Annotated in this window: 17 protein-coding genes; 4 read left to right on the top strand and 13 right to left on the bottom strand. The window is 64.7% G+C overall.

The window, feature by feature from the left end; translation table 11 throughout:
• Positions 1-156 precede the first annotated feature (156 nt).
• Entirely contained in the window at positions 157-1,050 is an 894-nt protein-coding gene (locus EDF56_RS05105; RefSeq protein WP_279389698.1) for a tyrosine recombinase, read from the bottom strand.
• A 4-nt stretch (positions 1,051-1,054) separates the two neighbouring features.
• A complete protein-coding gene (locus tag EDF56_RS05110; RefSeq protein WP_243652394.1) occupies positions 1,055-2,926 on the bottom strand; it encodes a hypothetical protein in 1,872 nt (623 codons plus the stop codon).
• A 213-nt stretch (positions 2,927-3,139) separates the two neighbouring features.
• Here EDF56_RS05110 and EDF56_RS05115 point away from each other — a divergent pair, with 213 nt between their 5' ends.
• From EDF56_RS05115 to EDF56_RS05130, 4 genes are all read left to right on the top strand, one after another.
• Positions 3,140-3,715, top strand: a complete 576-nt coding sequence (locus EDF56_RS05115; RefSeq protein ID WP_132385586.1) for a shikimate kinase — start codon at positions 3,140-3,142, stop codon at positions 3,713-3,715.
• A complete protein-coding gene (aroB, locus tag EDF56_RS05120) occupies positions 3,706-4,821 on the top strand; it encodes a 3-dehydroquinate synthase (RefSeq protein WP_132385587.1) in 1,116 nt (371 codons plus the stop codon). Before EDF56_RS05115 ends, aroB begins: the two co-directional genes overlap by 10 nt.
• 83 nt (positions 4,822-4,904) lie before the next feature.
• Positions 4,905-5,090 (top strand): DUF3008 family protein, encoded by a 186-nt coding sequence (locus EDF56_RS05125; RefSeq protein ID WP_132385588.1) that lies wholly within the window; start codon positions 4,905-4,907, stop codon positions 5,088-5,090.
• 123 nt (positions 5,091-5,213) lie between these two features.
• Positions 5,214-6,608 (top strand): peptide MFS transporter, encoded by a 1,395-nt coding sequence (locus EDF56_RS05130; protein WP_132385589.1) that lies wholly within the window; start codon positions 5,214-5,216, stop codon positions 6,606-6,608.
• Between the two features lie 144 nt (positions 6,609-6,752).
• Here EDF56_RS05130 and EDF56_RS05135 read toward each other — a convergent pair whose 3' ends face one another.
• From EDF56_RS05135 to gor, 11 genes are all read right to left on the bottom strand, one after another.
• Complete coding sequence (locus tag EDF56_RS05135; protein WP_132385590.1) at positions 6,753-7,535, bottom strand: thioesterase family protein; 783 nt, start codon at positions 7,533-7,535, stop codon at positions 6,753-6,755.
• Positions 7,535-7,906 carry a tRNA-binding protein gene (locus EDF56_RS05140; protein ID WP_132385591.1) on the bottom strand — a complete coding sequence of 124 codons (372 nt, stop codon included), beginning with the start codon at positions 7,904-7,906 and terminating at the stop codon, positions 7,535-7,537. Before EDF56_RS05140 ends, EDF56_RS05135 begins: the two co-directional genes overlap by 1 nt.
• Positions 7,907-9,931 carry an acetyl/propionyl/methylcrotonyl-CoA carboxylase subunit alpha gene (locus EDF56_RS05145; RefSeq protein ID WP_132385592.1) on the bottom strand — a complete coding sequence of 675 codons (2,025 nt, stop codon included), beginning with the start codon at positions 9,929-9,931 and terminating at the stop codon, positions 7,907-7,909.
• Between the two features lie 262 nt (positions 9,932-10,193).
• The gene (locus EDF56_RS05150) at positions 10,194-10,505 is read right to left on the bottom strand and encodes a lysozyme inhibitor LprI family protein (RefSeq protein WP_132385810.1); all 312 of its coding nucleotides are present in this window, start codon (positions 10,503-10,505) and stop codon (positions 10,194-10,196) included.
• A gap of 64 nt (positions 10,506-10,569) precedes the next feature.
• Complete coding sequence (bioB, locus tag EDF56_RS05155) at positions 10,570-11,628, bottom strand: biotin synthase BioB (protein ID WP_207904615.1); 1,059 nt, start codon at positions 11,626-11,628, stop codon at positions 10,570-10,572.
• A gap of 89 nt (positions 11,629-11,717) precedes the next feature.
• Positions 11,718-13,877, bottom strand: a complete 2,160-nt coding sequence (gene scpA / locus EDF56_RS05160) for a methylmalonyl-CoA mutase (RefSeq protein WP_132385594.1) — start codon at positions 13,875-13,877, stop codon at positions 11,718-11,720.
• A gap of 137 nt (positions 13,878-14,014) precedes the next feature.
• On the bottom strand, positions 14,015-14,452 hold the full coding sequence (mce, locus tag EDF56_RS05165) for a methylmalonyl-CoA epimerase (protein ID WP_132385595.1): 438 nt from the start codon (positions 14,450-14,452) through the stop codon (positions 14,015-14,017).
• Positions 14,449-14,685, bottom strand: coding sequence for a hypothetical protein (locus tag EDF56_RS25855; protein ID WP_165912076.1), 237 nt, complete (start codon positions 14,683-14,685; stop codon positions 14,449-14,451). The genes mce and EDF56_RS25855 overlap by 4 nt, the downstream gene beginning before the upstream one ends.
• Positions 14,686-14,689: 4 nt before the next feature.
• Positions 14,690-15,871 (bottom strand): beta-ketothiolase BktB, encoded by a 1,182-nt coding sequence (bktB, locus tag EDF56_RS05170; protein ID WP_132385596.1) that lies wholly within the window; start codon positions 15,869-15,871, stop codon positions 14,690-14,692.
• Positions 15,872-15,973: 102 nt separating this feature from the next.
• On the bottom strand, positions 15,974-17,500 hold the full coding sequence (locus tag EDF56_RS05175; RefSeq protein WP_132385597.1) for an acyl-CoA carboxylase subunit beta: 1,527 nt from the start codon (positions 17,498-17,500) through the stop codon (positions 15,974-15,976).
• Between the two features lie 290 nt (positions 17,501-17,790).
• Complete coding sequence (gene gor, locus EDF56_RS05180) at positions 17,791-19,137, bottom strand: glutathione-disulfide reductase (protein WP_132385598.1); 1,347 nt, start codon at positions 19,135-19,137, stop codon at positions 17,791-17,793.
• Positions 19,138-19,303 lie beyond the last annotated feature (166 nt).

Below are 19,303 nucleotides of genomic sequence, written 5' to 3' on the forward strand. Positions count from 1 at the left end.
CTCCGGCCAAGCGCCCGGCTACAGGCCGTAGAGCTCTGGAAAGTGGTCCGCCCGCCCTCAGGAAAGGTCATGCCCGCCGCCGACGATGGGAAAGTGTCGCCCAGCTTGACAGCACCCCCCCTCGGGACGAAGCCCCCCCCCTCAGCAGAGATAGCCTTAGCCGCGCCGGGCCAGCGGGTGCCGCGCGTTGACGAGGGCCACCAGCCGCGCGCTCTCGACATGCGTGTAAATCTGCGTGGTGGCGATGTCCGCATGGCCGAGCAGTGTCTGCAACACGCGCAAGTCCGCGCCGCCTTCCAGCAGATGCGTGGCGAAGGCATGGCGCAGCACGTGGGGCGAGACTCGCTCGGGATCGAGCCCGGCACGCGCCGCCAGTTCGCGCAGAAGCTGGAACAGCCGCACCCGCGTGAGATGGCCGCTCTCCCCGCGCGAGGGGAAGAGATGCCGAGAGGTACCCTTCCTCACCGCCAACCACCGTGACAGCACGGCGCGCGCCCGAGTGCTGACCGGCACCATCCGCTGTTGCCCGCCCTTACCCGTAACGTGGAGGAACGGCGCATCGCGCGGCACCGCCGTGACCGGCAGCGAGACCAGTTCGCTCGCGCGCAGGCCGGAGCCGTAAAGCAATTCGAGCAAGGCCAGCAGGCGCACCGATTCGGGCCGGTCTCCCGCAGCCTCCTCTTCCGCTTGTGTCAGGAAGCGCTCGACTTCATCGCGCGAGAGAACGCGCGGCAGCGGACGCCGTGCTCGCGCACGCGGCAAGGCGGGGGAAGGATCGTCCTCGCGCAGCCCTTCATCGACAAGAAAGCCGTAAAACTGCCGTAATGCCGAGCAGCGCCGCGCGAGCGTCGCGGGCGAAACCGCACTCCACGCCTCGCCCAGTGAGGCGAGCGCATCGCCATCGGCCATGACGAGATCGCCCAGTTCGTCGGCCGCCGCATCGAGATCGCGGCGATAGGCCGCCAGCGTATTGGCGGCCGCCCCGCGCTCGGCGGCGAGCATGGTGAGGAAGCGCTCGGGCGCGCCGACCGGCGAGCCGCGCGACGTCACCGGATCAGGCCCGCGCCACGGCCTCGGCCGCGATCATCCGCGCATCGGCCTCAAGCCCCACGGTGCGCAGCGCCGAGACGATGTGGAAGAGATACCGCGGCGTCATCCGGTGCCAGTCGTCACCCTGCATGCCAAGCCCGGCAAGCAGCACCACGCCGGCGGAATCGCCATTGGCAGCAGCGCGGTCAAGCGCGGCGGTGTAGCGGGTGCTGCTATCCAGCCCCAGCCCCAGTTGGCCGGAAAGGCTGCCTGCATCGCTCGAATCGATGCGCCCCAGCGCCGCCAGACCGGCAACGAGGAAAGCACTGCGGCGCTTGTCGGTGCTGTTGTCGGCATCAATATAGGTGTTCACCGGACTGGCCCCGACCGTGCGAATGCGGCCCGGAGCGGCAAGAACCAGCAACGCCCAGCCCTGACTGCCCGAAGCCACCACCGGCGACCAGGCCAGCGCGTTGGAATCGAATCCGGCCGCCAGCATCGAGGTCAGCAGCGCCGGAGCCTGATCCTCCATATCCTTGGTGGGCGCGATGCGTGCAGCAGCAGCGGCGGTCAGCACCTGCCGCGCATAAACGGCATCGGCGCCATTGGCCCCGTTCCACAAGCTCTGCATCGCCGAGAAGCGCGCGGAGGGATCCTCCAGCACATAGGCATTGCGCAGGGTTTCCGCACGCTGTTGCCAGTCGCCGGTCACTTCGGGATCGGAATAGAGCTGGCCGTAGAGGTCGACCATCGCCGCATTCGACAGCACGCCGCTGGAACCGGCGTGATCGGCCGCGGCGGCGCGGCGCTCTAGCCCGACCATCGGCGCAAGCGCGGTCATCGCATTATAAAGCGGATCGGCATCGGCCATGGCACTGTCCGGCGGCGTCAGGCCGACGGCATTGGCCAGTCCGAAGCGCCAGGGCGTCATCGTCGTGACACCGTCCCACTCGATCGTCACCGCCTTGCGCGAACGACCTGCGGCCCCGGCGTATTTCTGTGCAAGCAGCAGATCGATGCGCTCCATCGAACCGTGCACGCGCATCTTGTCGAGCTTCGCCATGGCCGAAGCGCCACTGCCGCGGAATGCCTCGCAGATCGCCTTGGCCGCATCCCACTGCGCATCGTCGCGCAGCGAACCCACGGACGAGAAGACCGGGCAAAGACCGGTGAAATCGGCCGCGCGCTGGTATGTCTCGAACGCCTGGTCGCCGAGTTCCGGCGTGTAATTGGCAATGTCGATATCCTGCAACACGGCGCGCGCGGCATCGCTTTCGCCCATGCGCAGCAGCAGTGCCACGCGCAGTGCAAGGAAGCGCTGCGGGCTCATCCCGGCAGGCGGGGCAAGGCGCGAGATCAGCGCACGGCGGAGCAGGATATGCCCCCAGCGCGACACCAGTTGGCCCTGATTGGCCGCCAGCGCCGCTTCCACCACAGAGGCATTCTGCGATCCCAGCGAGGCGGCAGGCAGGCCGCCTTCGCTGTCATCCATCAGGCCGATCTGCTCCATCGAGCGACGCGCCTGCGGCGGCATGTCGAGATCGATCTTGTTGCCGAGCAGATCCTCGAAATCCTCGGGCGACATGCGCTCAAGCTCTTCGAGCGTGGGCACGCGGGTCAGCCCGCCCTGACCGAGAAGCGCGGGAATCGCCGCTCCCGCATCGACAGCCGCAGGCGCGGTACCGGGAATCGGCTGCACCATGGGCGTGGAAATCGCACGCGGCGCGGCGGTGTTGCCGGCCGCAGCCGGTGCCGCAGCGGGCGTAGGTGTGGGCGTGGGTTCCTCGAAACCCTTGGGCAGAAGCGATTCGGGCGCATCCTGCGCCACCGCCCATACCGACGTGAGCGCAAGAGCGGTGCCGACCAAGACATGCCAGGCGCGGATACGGGAATTCATCGCGGAAGCTCCGGAACAGACACCGGCTGAACGATATCGCGGATCTGCCGGCGACCACCGTCAGCCCAGGCCATGCCCCCGACAACCACCACAATCGCGACGACCACAGCCGCAGTCACGCCCGGAAGCCTTCGCCTGCCCTTTGGTATCGTCACTCACCTTCCTTCACCGATGCTTGCGCTGCGACCTAGCGCAACTATAGGCGGTGGGGCAATGGACGTTCAACAGACCCGCTTTTCCGCGCAAGAAATTGCCGCTCTCGCCCGGCGGATCGACAGGCCTATCGTGCTGGTCGGCATGATGGGCGTGGGCAAGTCCAGCGTGGGCAAGCGGCTGGCCACCCTGCTCGAATTTCCCTTCGTCGATGCGGACGAGGAAATCGAACGCTCGGCGCAGATGACGATCCCCGAGATCTTCGAAACCTATGGCGAGGCCTATTTCCGCGACGGTGAGCGCCGCGTGATCGCGCGCCTGCTGGGAGCGGGCCTAGCACCGTGTGTCGTCGCTACCGGCGGCGGGGCCTTCTGCAATGAAGAGACGCGCGCGCTGATCCTCGATCATGCTATCACTGTCTGGCTCGACAGCGAGGTGGACACGCTGGTCGAACGCACCGCGCGCAAGGACAATCGCCCGCTGCTGCAAGGCGGCGAGCCGCGCGAAATTCTGGCGCGCCTGCGCGAGGATCGCCGGCCGCACTACGCACAGGCACCGATTCACGTGGTCAGCGCCAGCGGACCGCACGTCCAGACGATCAACAAGGTACTTCAGGGACTCTCGCAATGGCTGTGATCTCCGTCGACATCGCTGGACGCCCCTACGAAGTGCGCGTGAGCGCCGGGCTGCTGGCCGAACTCGTGCCGAACTGCCGGGGACTGCTGCGCAAGCGCGGCGTGCCGATCGTCACCGACAGCAATGTCCACGCCGCATGGGGAGGCGTGATCGAAGCCTCGCTGCGCGAGAACGGGCACGAGCCGCACTGGCGCATCCTCCCTGCGGGCGAGGGAACCAAGTCGTGGGAAGAACTGGCCGCTACGGTCAACTGGCTGCTCGAACTCGGCGTCGAGCGCGGGGACAGCGTGATCGCGCTGGGCGGCGGCGTCATCGGCGATCTCACCGGCTTCTGCGCCTCCGTGCTCAAGCGCGGCTGCAAGTTCATCCAGGTGCCCACCACGCTGCTGGCGCAAGTCGATTCGAGCGTCGGCGGCAAGACCGCGATCAATACCCCCGCCGGCAAGAACCTGGTGGGCGCGTTCCACCAGCCCTCGCTGGTCCTGGCCGATCTCTCCGCGCTTGAAACCCTGCCCCGGCGCGAACTGCTGGCAGGCTATGCCGAAGTCGTGAAATACGGCCTTATCGACGATGCGGACTTCTTCGCCTGGTGCGATGCGCATGGCGCGGCAATGATCGATGGCGACGCCTCACTGCGCGAATATGCCGTGGCCCATTCGGTGGCGAGCAAGGCCCGAATCGTTGCCGAGGACGAATTCGAGACCACCGGCAAGCGCGCCCTGCTCAACCTTGGCCACACTTTCGGCCATGCGCTGGAGGCCGAGACCGGCTTTTCGAACCGCCTGCTGCACGGCGAAGGCGTCGCGCTGGGCATGGTACTTGCCGCCCGCTATTCGGCGCGCAAGGGCCTTATGCCGCAGGCCACCGCCGAGCATGTCGCCCGTCATATCGGCGAGATCGGACTGCCCGCGAGCCTCGCGGCGCTGGGCCTCGATTGCGACGGCAAAGCGCTGGTGGATCACATGCTCCACGACAAGAAGATGGACGCAGGCACCCTGCCCTTCCTGCTGATGAAGGGCATCGGCCAGACTTATCTGGACCGCGAAGTCTCGCTTGAGGACGTGGCCCAGTTCCTCGACGCAGAACTGGCGCGCAGCCCGGCCTGACCGGGCGCGGTTTCGGCGTTTTTCGGGAACTTCGATGGCGGGACGCGCGTCCTTCCTTGCATCACGGCAAGGGAGAGACCGCCATGCCCGCCAAGTCCAAAGCCCAGCAGAAAGCCGCCGGTGCGGCCCTCTCCGCCAAGCGCGGAGAGACGGCGAAGAGCGCGCTCAAAGGCGCCTCGCGCGAGATGGTCGATTCGATGAGCGAGAAGCAGCTTGAAAAGCTTGCCGCCACCAAGCGGAAGGGCAAGCCCGAGCACGTCAAAAGCTGACGAGCTAAGCAGCGGAATCCGACGCCATGACGTCAACGACGTGACATTTCCGGGACACGTCATTATAGGCATGCTCCAAGAACACAAACATCCTTAAAATATAACAATATTTCCGGGAATGCGATGACTATTGCCGAAGCCACCCCCGAGCTGGACTTCCCCGAGGAAGCCGAGCGCGACGACCGCGCCTTCCTCGGCCATCCGCGCGGACTGGGTTACCTCTCGTTCGTCGAAGGCTGCGAGCGCTTTTCGTACTATTCGATGCAGACGCTGCTCGTGCTCTACATGGTCAAGTACCTGCTTTTGCCTGAGAACGTGGGCAAAGTGCTGGGTCTTTCGTGGCTGCGCGGCTGGCATTATGCCGGGCTGGAAGGTCAGCCGCTCGCATCGGCGATCTTCGGTGACTATACCTCGCTGGTCTATCTGACGCCGATCCTCGGCGGCGTGATCGCGGACCGTTGGCTGGGCCGCCGGGCCACGCTGATCGCGGGCGGGATCGTCATGTCGCTCGGCCACTTCCTGATGGCGTTCGAAGGGATGTTCCTGCTCGCGCTGATCTCGCTGGTGGTGGGCGTCGGCCTGTTCAAGGGCAACATCGCCAGCCAGGTGGGCGAACTCTACAAGCCGGAAGACTTGCGCCGCGCCATGGCTTTCCAGATCTTCTACATCGGCATCAACGTCTCGGTGATCGCTGCCCCGCTGATCGCCGGTACGCTGGGCGAGAAGGTCGGCTGGCACTACGGTTTCGGCACTGCCGGCGTCGTCATGGTGATCGGCCTGTTGATCTACCTGAAGGCGCGCCCCTGGCTGCCGGAAGACAACCGCGCGGCGCGCGGGCAAAAGGTGCCCCGCCAGCCCCTCACCCGCAGCGATTGGCCGCGGCTTGGTGCGCTGGCAGTGCTAGTGCCGGTGCTGGCCATTTCGATGATGAGCAACCAGCAGATCTTCAACGCCTATCTCGTCTGGGCGGATGCGAAGTTCCAGTTGACCTTCTTCGGTGAGACCCTGCCGACGAGCTGGATGATCACGGTGGATGCGACGCTCAGCTTCTCGATGCTGGTCGCAGTCGCGGCGTTCTGGAAGTGGCATTCCAGCCACACCGGGCGCGAGCCGGACGAACTGGGCAAGATGATCATCGGCTCGCTGTTCTCGATGACCGGCGGCATGTGCCTGGTGATCGCGGCGGCAACGGCCGGGGGCGGGAAGATCGGCCTGTTCTGGCCGGTGATGTTCCACCTGTTCAACTCGATCGGCTTTGCGCACATCATGCCGGTGAGCCTTGCGCTGTTCACCAAGATCGCGCCGCGTTCGCTCAATGCGACCGTGGTGGGCATCTATTATCTGGCGTTCTTCGGGGCCAACAAGATCGTCGGCGTCGTCGGCGGCTGGTACTCGACGATGGACATCGTGTCGTTCTGGCTGATGCACGTGGGCGCGGCCACTTTGGGGCTCGTCGCCTTCTCGGTGTTCAAGATCGTGCTGGGCAAGACGCTGGCGGGTGAGCCGAACCCCGCCTGAGCGGATAAACCCGTCATCCCCGCGAAGGCGGGGATCCCGCTTGTTCTTCAGGCCTTGCGCATGGGGCAAGGAAAGCGGGGCCCCCGCCTTCGCGGGGGCGACGGGGATTTTTGTTGAAATCGCAGGTGGAGTGGCGGCTCGCCCTCAGCCAAACACGGCGACCGACTGCAATCCTGCAATCACCGGCCTGCCCGAGGCGCTCCACTGAAGGATATGCTCGCTCGCCCCGCCATCGCGCGCGAATTCGCTGGTCGAACGCAGCAGCCACCAGCCGTCCTCGGTCGTAGGCGCGGGCTCAAGCATGTTGACGTGCCAGTGCATCGAACTGATCGGCACGCGGAAATTGAGCAGCGGCAGCACCGCCGTCGGCAGCGCGTCCCCTACGAGCACAGCCTCCACCGCCGGATCGAGGCCCTCGCGTTCCTTGAGCCGCACCCACCAGCACAAGTCCGCCTCACCCAGCGCCGATTTCGGCAGCGCGAAACGCGCATCGAAGTTCTGCTTCAGGAATACCGGCGCATGCTCCATCGGCACCGGCTTGGCGCTCTCGACCGGGCTCACGCCTTCCGGCATCGTATAGCCCGCGATATCGGCCGCGCTCTCGATCTGGCGCATGAACACGAAGCTCGCGCTGAAACCCACGCCCTTCTCGTCCGACAGTTCCGCCGCAACCCAGGTGGCATTGCGCCCCTTGCGCACGATCCGCGCCCGCGCCTCGACCCGTCCGGCCAGCGGCGCGATCATCGCGAACTGGCCCGAGCGCAGTGGCGGCAGTTCAGGATCGACCCGCCGCGCGGCGGCCAGAGCGATCGCTGACGTCAGCCCGCCATAGGCAGTGCGCCCCTGCAGCCAATCCTCTGTGATATCGAACGCGAAGCCGCCGTCGATCTCCGGCGCTTCGGACAGGAGCGCGGCAAAACCCGCCATCAGAACAACCTCGAACCGTTGGGAACCGGCTTGTCCGGCGCGAAGAGGACCACCCGGCCCTCCTCGTCCGCAAAGCCGAGCGTCAGCGCTTCGGACAGCGCCTTGCCGATCTGCCGCTTGGGAAAGTTCACGACCGCCGCCACCTGCCTGCCGATCAGTTCCTCGGGAGAATAGAGCGCCGCGACTTGTCCGACGCTTTTCTTCTCGCCGATACCGGGACCGAAATCGATCCGCAGCTTGAGGCTCGGCTTGCGAGCCCCTTCGTAGACTTCCGCCGCGACAATGGTGCCGATGCGGATGTCTACGGAAAGGAACTGATCGAAGGTGATTTCGTCGCCGGCAGGTGCGGCGGGGTCATGATCTAGATGCATTTATTCCATTTCGAGGATCACGGCGTCCACTGCAAGGCTTTCGCCCGCCTTGGCATTGACCGCCTTCACCACGCCCGACTTCTCGGCGCGCAGGATGTTCTCCATCTTCATGGCCTCGACGACGGCAAGCGGCTGTCCGGCTTCGACCTTGTCACCCTCGCCCACATGGAGCGCGACGAGCAGACCCGGCATCGGGCAGATCAGGAACTTCGAAAGATCCGGCGGGATCTTTTCGATCATGTGCTTGGTCAGCGAAGCCACGCGACTGGGCAGGATCTGCACGTCGTGGATCGCGCCGCGCGTGGTCATCTTCAGACCCGTGCGCGTAGGCGCGACACGGATGCCGATAGCCTCGCCGTCGATCTCGGCGTCGATCAGGCGGTCGCCCGGCGTATATTCCATCGCAAGGTCGACGGAGATGCCGTTCACGGTCACGTCCTCATCGTCGATGACGACTTCGAAAGGCGCCTTGTCGATGATGACGGTCCATTCCGACGGCGGCGCCAGACGGCGCGAGGCGAGCTGCCCGTCGACCCGGCGCGCACGGTCGGCCCGCGCGGTGGCGACGAAAGCCCCGACGGCCGCCAGCTTGCCCTTGAGTTCCTCCGACGCAGGCGCACCGGTGAAGCCTTCGGGATATTCTTCGGCGATGAAGCCCGTGGTCAGTTCGCCCGAGCGGAAGCGCGGGTGCTGCATGATGGCCGAGACGAAATCGATATTGTGGCCAAGGCCCTCGATCTCGAACAGGTCAAGCGCGGCAACCTGCTTGTCGGCCGCCTCGTCGCGGGTCTCGCCCCAGGTGATCAGCTTGGCGATCATCGGGTCGTAGAACATCGAGACTTCGCCGCCTTCATAGACGCCGTCATCGACACGCACGCCGTCGATCCCGCGGCGGCCGTTTGCGGAGCCGTCGTCGTCCCAGCCGTCAACCGGCGGCTGATAGCGCACGAGGCGGCCGGTCGAGGGCAGGAAGCCGCGATAGGGATCTTCGGCATAGACGCGGTTTTCGATGGCCCAGCCGTCGATCTTCACATCGGCCTGCGTCATCTCCAGCTTCTCGCCGGCGGCGACGCGGATCATCTGTTCGACCAGATCGACACCGGTGATCGCTTCAGTGACCGGGTGTTCGACCTGAAGGCGGGTGTTCATTTCCAGGAAGTAGAAACTCTCGCCCGTCGGGTCGGCGCCCGACACGATCAGTTCCACCGTACCGGCCGAATAGTAGCCCACTGCACGCGACAGGGCGACGCACTGCTCACCCATGGCCTTGCGCATCTTTTCGGTGACGAAGGGCGACGGCGCTTCCTCCACCACCTTCTGGTGGCGACGCTGGATCGAGCATTCGCGCTCGTTCAGGTAGAGAATGTTGCCGTGCTTATCGCCGAGGATCTGGATCTCGATGTGGCGCGGGTTGAGGATGAACTTTTCGATGAAGACGCGGTCGTCGCCGAAGGAGTTCAGGCCCTCGCGCTTCACGGACTCGAAGCCCTCGCGCACGTCCTTTTCGTCGTAGGCAAGGCGCATGCCCTTGCCGCCGCCGCCGGCCGAGGCCTTCATCATCACCGGATAGCCGATCTCGTTCGAGATGCGCACGGCGTGCTCGGTATCCTCGATCTCGCCGACGAAGCCGGGCACGACGTTGACGCCGGCCTGCTTGGCAAGCTTCTTGGATTCAATCTTGTCACCCATCGCGGCGATGGCGCCGACGGGAGGGCCGATGAACTCGATGCCTTCTGCGGCCAGCGCCTCTGCGAAGGAGGTACGCTCGGACAGGAAGCCATAGCCCGGATGGACGGCTTCGGCGCCGGTCTGCTTGCAGGCCTGAATGATCTTGTCGGCAATCAGGTACGACTGCGCGGCAGGCGCGGGGCCGATGTGGACGGCCTCATCGGCCATCTGCACGAAAGGTGCGCGGGCATCGGCGTCCGAATAGACGGCCACCGTCTGAATGCCCATGCGGCGCGCGGTCTTGATCACGCGGCAGGCAATCTCGCCTCGGTTTGCGATGAGGATTTTCTTGAACAACCCCGTAACTCCCAACTCAGTCGCCGTGCTTGAACCCGGCGTTGAACATCAAAACCAGTGCCGCGACGACCAAGGCCATTCCGGCATGGTCGTCTTTGCATTCACTTCCCGCGCCTTCCTCCATCGTCACCCTGAACTCGTTTAGCTCTGCTGGCCTGACGGCTCAGGGTCCATCGCGCCGCACAGACCATCGGCGCGAGGCGAGAAATGGATGCTGAAACAAGTTCAGCATGACGGATTTGCGAGCGGAAGGCGTGGAGCATCAATTCCCCGCATTCCCATAGTCACGCAGTTGCTTCGTGCGTGCCTCGGTCAATTCCTTGAGGCAACCGTTCTGCTGGAGCGGCCAGATCGTGCCGCTTTCCTCACGCGGGCCGTTCTCTGCAAAGCACTGGGCGTCGCGATAAGCGATCCACTTGCGCTGCGCATCGAGCAGCCGATTGAAATTTCCGCCGGGGCCCTGCTTGTCGGCCCCCTTCGCCGCCGCTGCCGCCTTCCCCCAAGCCTCGTTCATCGCGCGGTCGGCCGACTGGAAGTCGCGGTACGAACACACATTCATGTCCGTCTGCGTCATCGCATTGGCGCAATCGATCGCGGGCTCCGAGGCCAGGAGGAGGATCGGCAGGATCACCCGTGGATCACTCGGCCGCTTCCAGCTTCGCACAGCCCTTGGGCATACGCTGGGCTTCGACTTGCGCCGGGGTCAGTTCGATGGCCATCGGCTTGATGCCGAGGCGCGCGAACATCGCCGCGTCATTGTCGTCGCCGGAGTTCGGCGCGGTCAGCAGCTTGTCCCCGGTGAAGATCGAGTTCGCACCGGCCATGAAGCACATCGCCTGCGTCATTTCGGACATCGATTCGCGGCCTGCCGAGAGGCGCACCATCGACAGCGGCATGGTGATGCGCGCGACCGCCACGGTGCGCACGAATTCCACGTCATCGATCTTGGCTAGCGGGGTGTCGGCCAGCATGTCGCCCAGCACCGTGCCCTTCACGGGAACCAACGCGTTGACCGGCACCGATTGCGGGTGATCGGGCAGCGTCGCCAAAGTGTGGACGAAGCCCACACGGTCGGCGCGCGTCTCACCCATGCCGACGATGCCGCCGGAGCAGACGTTGATGCCCGCCATGCGCACGTTCGACAGCGTGTCGAGGCGGTCGTCCATCGTGCGCGTGGTGATCACCTGATCGTAACGCTCGGGCGAGGTGTCGATGTTGTGGTTGTAGTAGTCGAGGCCCGCTTCGGAGAGCATGTCCGCCTGATCGGGCGTCAGCATGCCCAGCGTCATGCAGGTTTCCATGCCCATGGCGCGCACGCCCTTCACCATCTCGATGATGGCGGGCATGTCGCGGTCCTTGGGGTTGCGCCAAGCGGCGCCCATGCAGAAGCGGGTCGAGCCCTGATCCGCCGCCTGCGCCGCGCGCTGGAGCACCTGCTGCACTTCCATCAGCTTGGTCGCCTTGACGCCGCTGTTGGCCGAAACGGACTGCGAGCAATAGCCGCAATCTTCCACGCAGCCGCCGGTCTTGATCGAAAGCAGCGTGGAAAGCTGCACTTCGTTATGCGGATGGCTGGCGCGATGGACTTCGGCTGCGCGGAACACCAGTTCGGTGAACGGCAGGTCGAACAGAGCCGCGATTTCCTCACGGGTCCAGTCGTTTCGTGCAGTGACGGCGGGGGTCTCGGTCATAGTCATTCCTCAGGCAGCCGGAACGCGCGCGGGATAACGCGGGGCCAAAGCTCCGCCATAATCACAAGCGCGGCGTCGATCCAGCATCGCCGTCCTTATTCCGCCGCTTCCAGCGAAGAACCGAGCGGCGGCATGTTGTGGCCGAGCAGGCGCAGCACGTCAGCGGCGCATTCCACCACGTTCGTGCCGGGGCCGTAGATGCCCTGAACGCCGGCATTGCGCAGGAATTCATAGTCCTGCGGCGGGATGACACCGCCGGCGATCACCTTGATGTCGCTGCGACCGGCTTCGCGCAGCTTCTGGATCAGTTCGGGGATCAGCGTCTTGTGACCTGCCGCAAGGCTTGACGCGCCGACCACGTCGACCGCGCTCTCCAGCGCCAGCACCACGGTTTCTTCCGGAGTCTGGAACAGCGGGCCGGACACGACGTCGAAGCCCATGTCTCCGAAGGCGGAAGCGATCACGTTCGCGCCGCGATCGTGGCCGTCCTGACCCATCTTGGCGACCAGCACCTTGGGCTTGCGGCCGAGACGGCGCTCCACGGCCTGCACACCGTCCAGCACCTGCTGCCAGCGGCTGTCGCCCTCGTAAGGCGCGGCATAGACGCCCTTCACCGGGGTCGGTTGGGTGCCATAGCGCTGGAAGCTGTCTTCCATGGCCGAGCTGATCTCGCCCAGCGTAGCGCGGGCGCGGGCGCATTCGACGGCGAGTGCGAGCAGGTTGTTCTCGATGCTGGCGGGCGCGGCGGCACCGTCGCGCAGGGCCTTGAGCGCGGCCTGGCAGGCGGCCTCGTCACGGTCAGCCTTCATCTTGTTGATGCGGGCGATCTGACCTTCGCGGACCTTGGCGTTGTCCACTTCCAGCGTTTCCAGCAGGTCTTCGCTGGCAAGGCGGTACTTGTTGACGCCGACGATCACATCGTCGCCCCGGTCCACACGGGCCTGACGGGCGGCGGCAGCGGTCTCGATCATCGCCTTGGGCCAGCCAGCGGCGACAGCCTTGGCCATGCCGCCCTCGGCCTGCACGCGTTCGATGATCTCCCAGGCCTGGTCGACCAGCTGCTGCGTCAGCGATTCGATGTAATAGGATCCACCCAGCGGATCGACGACATTGCACATGCCGGTCTCTTCCTGGATGATGATCTGCGTGTTGCGGGCGATGCGGGCCGAGAAGTCGGTCGGCAGCGCAATCGCCTCATCCAGCGCGTTGGTGTGCAGCGACTGCGTGCCGCCCAGCATCGAGGCCATCGCCTCGATCGTGGTGCGGATGACGTTGTTGTAGGGGTCCTGCTCCTGCAAGCTCACGCCCGAAGTCTGGCAGTGCGTGCGCAGCATCTTCGACCGTTCGTCCTTGGCGCCCAGATCGGTCATGACCCGGTGCCAAAGCACGCGCGCAGCGCGCAGCTTGGCCACTTCCATGAAGAAGTTCATGCCGATGGCGAAGAAGAACGAGAGGCGGCCCGCAAACTTGTCGATATCGAGGCCCGATGCCACGCCGTACTTCACGTATTCCGCGCCGTCGGCGATGGTGAAGGCCAGTTCTTGCACCTGCGTCGCGCCGGCTTCCTGCATGTGATAGCCGGAAATCGAGATCGAGTTGAACTTCGGCATCTCGCGGCTGGTGTAGCCGAAGATGTCCGAGATGATCCGCATCGAAGGCTCTGGCGGGTAGATGTAGGTGTTGCGGACCATGAACTCCTTGAGGATGTCGTTCTGGATGGTCCCGTCGAGCAGCTTGCGATCGACGCCCTGCTCCTCGCCCGCAACGATGAAGAAGGCCAGGATTGGGATCACCGCGCCGTTCATCGTCATGGAGACCGACATCTTGTCGAGCGGAATACCGTCGAACAGGATCTTCATATCCTCGACGGAATCGATGGCGACGCCGGCCTTGCCCACGTCACCCACGACGCGCGGATGGTCGCTGTCGTAACCGCGATGGGTGGCAAGGTCGAAGGCGACCGAAAGGCCCTTCTGACCTGCCGCAAGGTTGCGGCGATAGAAAGCGTTCGATTCCTCGGCCGTGGAGAAGCCCGCATACTGGCGGATGGTCCAGGGACGGCCGGCATACATCGAGGCGCGCACGCCGCGCGTGAACGGCGCGAAGCCGGGAAGGCCGGGATCGACGGTCACGTCCTCGGCAGTGTAGAGCGGCTTCACCGCAATACCCTCGGGCGTGTTCCAGGTCAGGTCCTTGCCCTTGACCTCCTTGTCGGCGGCTGCCTTCCAGTCGTTGATGTTCGGTCCCTCGGTCATCGCACTACCCTTGCAGCTTCGTCATCCTGAACGTGTTTCAGGATCCATTCCTCGCCCTCTCACCGTCGTCGCCCGGAGGCGAAATGGATCCTGAAAAGAGTTCAGGATGACGGTGGAGCTTGGGCGACGGCTTCTATTCAATGCGCCTCTTTGGGCGTTTCCATGATCTCGGTGAGCTGACCGCCCATGTCCTTGGGGTGGACGAAGAAGATCAGCGTCCCATGCGCGCCCATGCGCGGCTCACCGAGTACGCGCTTGCCAAGGCCTTCGAACCACGCCTTGGCCGCGTGAATGTCCGGCACTTCGTAGCAGATGTGATGCTGGCCCCCGAGCGGGTTCTTCTCCAGCCACTTGCCCACGGCCGAGTCCGGCGTGGTGGGCTGGAGCAGTTCGATCTGCGTGCCCGCCGTGCCGTCTTCACCCGGCGTGTTGACGAAGCAGACGCGCACTTGCTGGCTTTCCAGCACGAAAGGTTCGGTAATATCGGTGGCGCCCATCACGTCGCGATAGAACGCAATCGAGGCGTCGAGATCCGGCGTGGCGACGCCGATGTGGTTGAGACGACCCAGCTTCATTTAGCAAAAACCTTCAGTTGGGACATTAGCATCATACTTCCAACGACGACCGGCAGAGCTGTCATCAAGACCAGCACCGCTCGAAACAGCTTCGGCCGTTCGTTTTCTGTCAGCCAATGTTCTACCCCGCTCCGTCCAATCTGCAGCCTCAAGCGGCCGAAGCGTCGCATTTCCCATACCGTCAGCCAACAGAACACCGTCAGGACAGCAAGGAAGAGTAACGCCTCCGTCACAGGCTCAGGCCATGTTCTCAAGCACGAGGGCGATGCCCTGCCCGCCGCCGATGCACATGGTGACAAGGCCGTACTTCCCGCCCGTGCGCTTCAATTCGTACATGCACTTGATGGCGAGCATCGTGCCGGTCGCGCCGACCGGGTGGCCGATGGAAACGCCCGAACCGTTGGGGTTCACCTTCTCCGGATCGAAGCCCAGCACCTTGGAAACGGCGGCAGCCTGCGCGGCGAAAGCCTCGTTGCTCTCGATCACGTCGATCTGGTCGAGCGAGAGCCCGGCGCGCTTCAGAGCCAACGGCACCGCCTTGATCGGGCCTTCGCCCATGTAGGCAGGCTCGACACCGGCATGGCCCCAGGCGACGATCTTCGCCATCGGCTTCAGGCCCCGCTTCTCGACTTCCGAAGCGGTCGCCAGCACCACGGCGGCAGCGCCGTCGTTGATGCCCGAGGCGTTGCCCGCAGTGACCGTACCGTCCTTCTTGAACGCCGGACGCATCGCGCCGAGCGTCTCGACGGTGGTGTCCGCGCGGACATGTTCGTCGGTATCGAAGACAGTGACGCCCTTGCGGGTCTTCACTTCGACGGGGAGGATCTGCTCCTTGAAGCGGCCTTCCGCGATAGCCTTGGCGGCGCGCTGGTGGCTGGTCGCAGCGACCGTGTCCATATCCTCACGCGAGATGCAGTGGCGCTCCGCCACGTTCTCGGCGGTGATGCCCATGTGGTAGCCGCCGATGGCGTCCGACAGGCCGACGGTCAGTGCGTCTTCCTGCGTGTTGTCGCCCATCTTCTTGCCCCAGCGCACGCCGTGGTCGTGATAGGGCACGTTCGACATCGATTCCGCGCCGCCCGCTACGGTGATCCCCGCCTCGCCCAGCTTCATCATCTGCGCGGCCGAAACGATCGCCTGCACGCCCGATCCGCAAAGACGGTTGAGCGTCATCGAAGGCACCTCGAACGGCACGCCCGCGTTAAGGCCGATCACGCGGCTGAGCATCTCGTCCTTGGCGCTGGTCGGCATGACCTGCCCGATGACGATGTGGCCGACGTCCTCAGGCGAAACGCCCGCGCGGGCCAGCGCCTCGGTCACGACCTTGCCGCCCAGATCGGAGGGCATGAACGACTTCAGCGAGCCGCCGAAATCACCAACTGCCGTGCGTACGCCGCTGACGATGTAGATGTCTTCCATGACCTGACTTCCCAATCTGGTTTTTCGATGCGTGCCGTCTTTCGCGGCCGGGGTGGATCGCGGTGCTCGCCCAAAGGCGATGCGCCGCGATCCGTGACGCTATCAAAGCGGAATGTTGTCGTGCTTCTTCCAGGGATTTTCGAGGCTCTTGGTCCGCAGCTTGCGCAGCCCCAGCGCGATGCGCTTGCGGGTCGAGTGCGGGTAGATCACCTCGTCGATATAGCCCCGGCTCGCCGCCACGAAGGGGTTGGCGAAGCGGTCTTCGTATTCCTTGGTCTTCTCGGCGATGCCTTCGGGCGAGAGGCCGCGGAAGATGATCTCCACCGCGCCCTTGGCGCCCATCACCGCGATTTCGGCGGTCGGCCAGGCATAGTTGAGATCGCCGCGCAGGTGCTTGGACGCCATAACGTCGTAAGCGCCGCCATAGGCCTTGCGGGTGATCACGGTGATCTTCGGCACGGTCGCCTCGGCATAGGCGAACAGCAGCTTGGCGCCGTGCTTGATGATGCCGTTGTGCTCCTGATCGGTGCCCGGCAGGAAGCCGGGAACGTCCACGAACGTGATGATCGGGATGTTGAACGCGTCGCAGAAGCGCACGAAACGCGCGGCCTTCTTGGACGAGTTGATGTCCAGCACGCCCGCCAGCACCATCGGCTGGTTGGCGACGACGCCCACGGTCTTGCCCTCGATACGGCCGAAACCGACGATGATGTTCCCGGCATGCAGCGGCTGGACCTCGAAGAAGTCGCCCTCGTCGAGCGTCTTCCGGATCACCTCATGCATGTCGTAAGGCTGGTTGGCCGAAGGCGGGATCACCGTGTCGAGGCTTTCCTCAGCGCGGTCCCACGGATCGGCGCAGGGACGCTCGGGCACTTCCTCGCGGTTGTTGAGCGGCAGGAAGTCGAAGAAATCGCGCGCCGCCAGCAGCGCCTCAATATCGTTTTCCAGCGCGAGGTCGGACACCGAGGTCTTGCTGGAGTGCGTGATCGCGCCGCCCAGTTCCTCTTGCGTGACGACTTCGTTGGTCACGGTCTTCACCACGTCCGGCCCGGTGACGAACATGTAGGAGCTATCCTTCACCATGAAGATGAAGTCCGTCATCGCCGGAGAATAGACCGCGCCGCCCGCGCAGGGGCCCATGATCAGCGAAAGCTGCGGCACCACGCCCGAAGCGAGCACGTTGCGCTGGAACACTTCAGCATAGCCGCCGAGCGAAGCCACGCCTTCCTGAATGCGCGCACCGCCGGAATCGTTGAGGCCGATCACCGGCGCGCCGACTTTCATCGCGTTGTCCATCAGCTTGCAGATCTTCTGCGCATGACGGTGCGAGAGCGAGCCGCCGAACACGGTGAAGTCCTGGCTGAACACATAGACAAGGCGGCCGTTGATGGTGCCCGATCCGGTGACGACGCCGTCGCCCGGGATCTTCTGGCTCTCCATGCCGAAATCGGTGCAGTCATGCTCGACGTAAAGGTCGAACTCTTCAAAGCTGTCTTCGTCCAGCAGGATATCGAGGCGTTCGCGCGCGGTCAGCTTGCCCTTGGCGTGCTGCGCGGCAATGCGCTTCTCACCACCACCCAGCTTTGCTGCGGCGCGGCGCTTCTCCATTTCGGCGATATTGGCTGACATCCGTTATCCCTTGGCAGTGACCTTGACGGCACGAATTCGTTGCACTTGCTAAGGCAGGTTGAAACGCCAAGGTCAATAGTTTTAATCGCACGGTTAAACGACAAAAGTGGCACATTCGGGCCGATTTCGCCCCACCGATGGGTTTGGGCATGCAGCCATCGCCTGTGCGACAAGATGCTCCCGCCCTCCATCTTTCCGGCGCCCCGAAGCAAATGCAAAAGGGCCGCGGCAACTGAACGAACAGTCACCGCAGCCCCGGTTGCCAATCAGCCAGACGAAACCGCCCGCGATCACTTCATCAGCACGAGTTCCTCGGACATCGTCGGGTGAACGGCGATGGTGGCGTCGAAATCGGCCTTGGTCAGCTTCGCCTTCACGGCGATGGCGGCGGCCTGGATAATCTCCGGCGATTCCGGCCCGATCATGTGCAGGCCCAGCACGCGGCCCGTGCCCGCCTCGCAGACCATCTTGTAAAGCGAACGCTCGTTGCGGTGCGCGACCACGTTCTTCATCGGCCGGAAGTCGCTCGTGTAGATCTCCACCGTGCCGTACTGCGCGCGCGCCTGCGCCTCGGTAAGGCCCACCGAGCCGATCGGCGGATGGCTGAACACCGCCGAGGGAATGCACGAATAGTCGACCGTCGTCGGCTTGCCGCCGAACACGGTGTCGGCAAAGGCCTGCCCCTCGCGGATCGCGACCGGGGTCAGCTGCACGCGGTTGGTCACATCGCCCACGGCATAGATGTGGTCGATGTTGGTCTGCGAATAGTCGTCGACCTGAATGGCGTTCTTGTCGTCCAGCGCGACGCCGACGTTCTCCAGCCCCAGCCCCTCGACATTGGGCACGCGGCCGGTGGCGAACATCACGCAGTCCACTTCGAGCGGCTCGTGGTTGGTCATCGAGACGGTCAGCGAGCCATCGGCATTCTTCTCGATGCCGCGGAAGTCCGCATTGAACCGGAAGTCGATGCCCTTGGCGATCGAGATCTCCAGCAGGCGGTCGCGCAGCTGCTCGTCATAGCCGCGCAGGAGCTGGTCCGAGCGGTTGATGAGCGTCACCTTGGCGCCGAATTCATTGAAGATGCCGGCGAACTCGTTGGCGATATAGCCTGCCCCGGCGATCAGGATGCGCTGGGGAATGGCGTCGAGATGGAACGCCTCGTTCGAGGTGATGCCCAGTTCGTGCCCCGGGCAATTGGGCACCTGCGGACGCGCGCCGGTGGCGATGAGGATGACCTTGGCGGTCTTCTTCTCGCCGCTGGACAGCGTGATCTCGTGCGGGCCGGTGATCGTCGCGCGCTCGTGGAAGATCTCGACTTTGTTGTTTTCGAGCGTCTGCGTGTAGAGCCCGTTCAGCCGGTCGACATCGCCCAGCACGTTGTCGCGCAGCTTCACCCAGTCGAACTTCGCTTCGGGAATGTCCCAGCCGAACTGCTTGGCGTCTTCCAGATCCTCGGCAAAGTGCGCGCCGTAGACGAGCATCTTCTTGGGCACGCAGCCGCGAATCACGCAGGTCCCGCCGACCCGGTACTCCTCCGCCACCGCCACCCGCGCACCGTGCGACGCCGCAATCCGGCTGGCCCGCACGCCGCCCGATCCGGCGCCGATCGTGAAGAGGTCGTAGTCGAATTCGGACATGCGGCTTGCTCCTGATGCGCCCCTTGGCGCGCTTGGTTCGGGGCCCGGTCCCGGGCCGGGGGCATATGGGGCATGGGCGGGCCGATTGCCAACGCATCATTTGCGGACAGGTGCATGGGGCCCGGCTGCCCTCACCTTAACGGATCGTCGAAAGCGGCCCTCCGCT

The sequence above is a fragment of the Novosphingobium sp. PhB165 genome (assembly GCF_004341845.1).
Taxonomy (GTDB): Bacteria; Pseudomonadota; Alphaproteobacteria; order Sphingomonadales; family Sphingomonadaceae; genus Novosphingobium.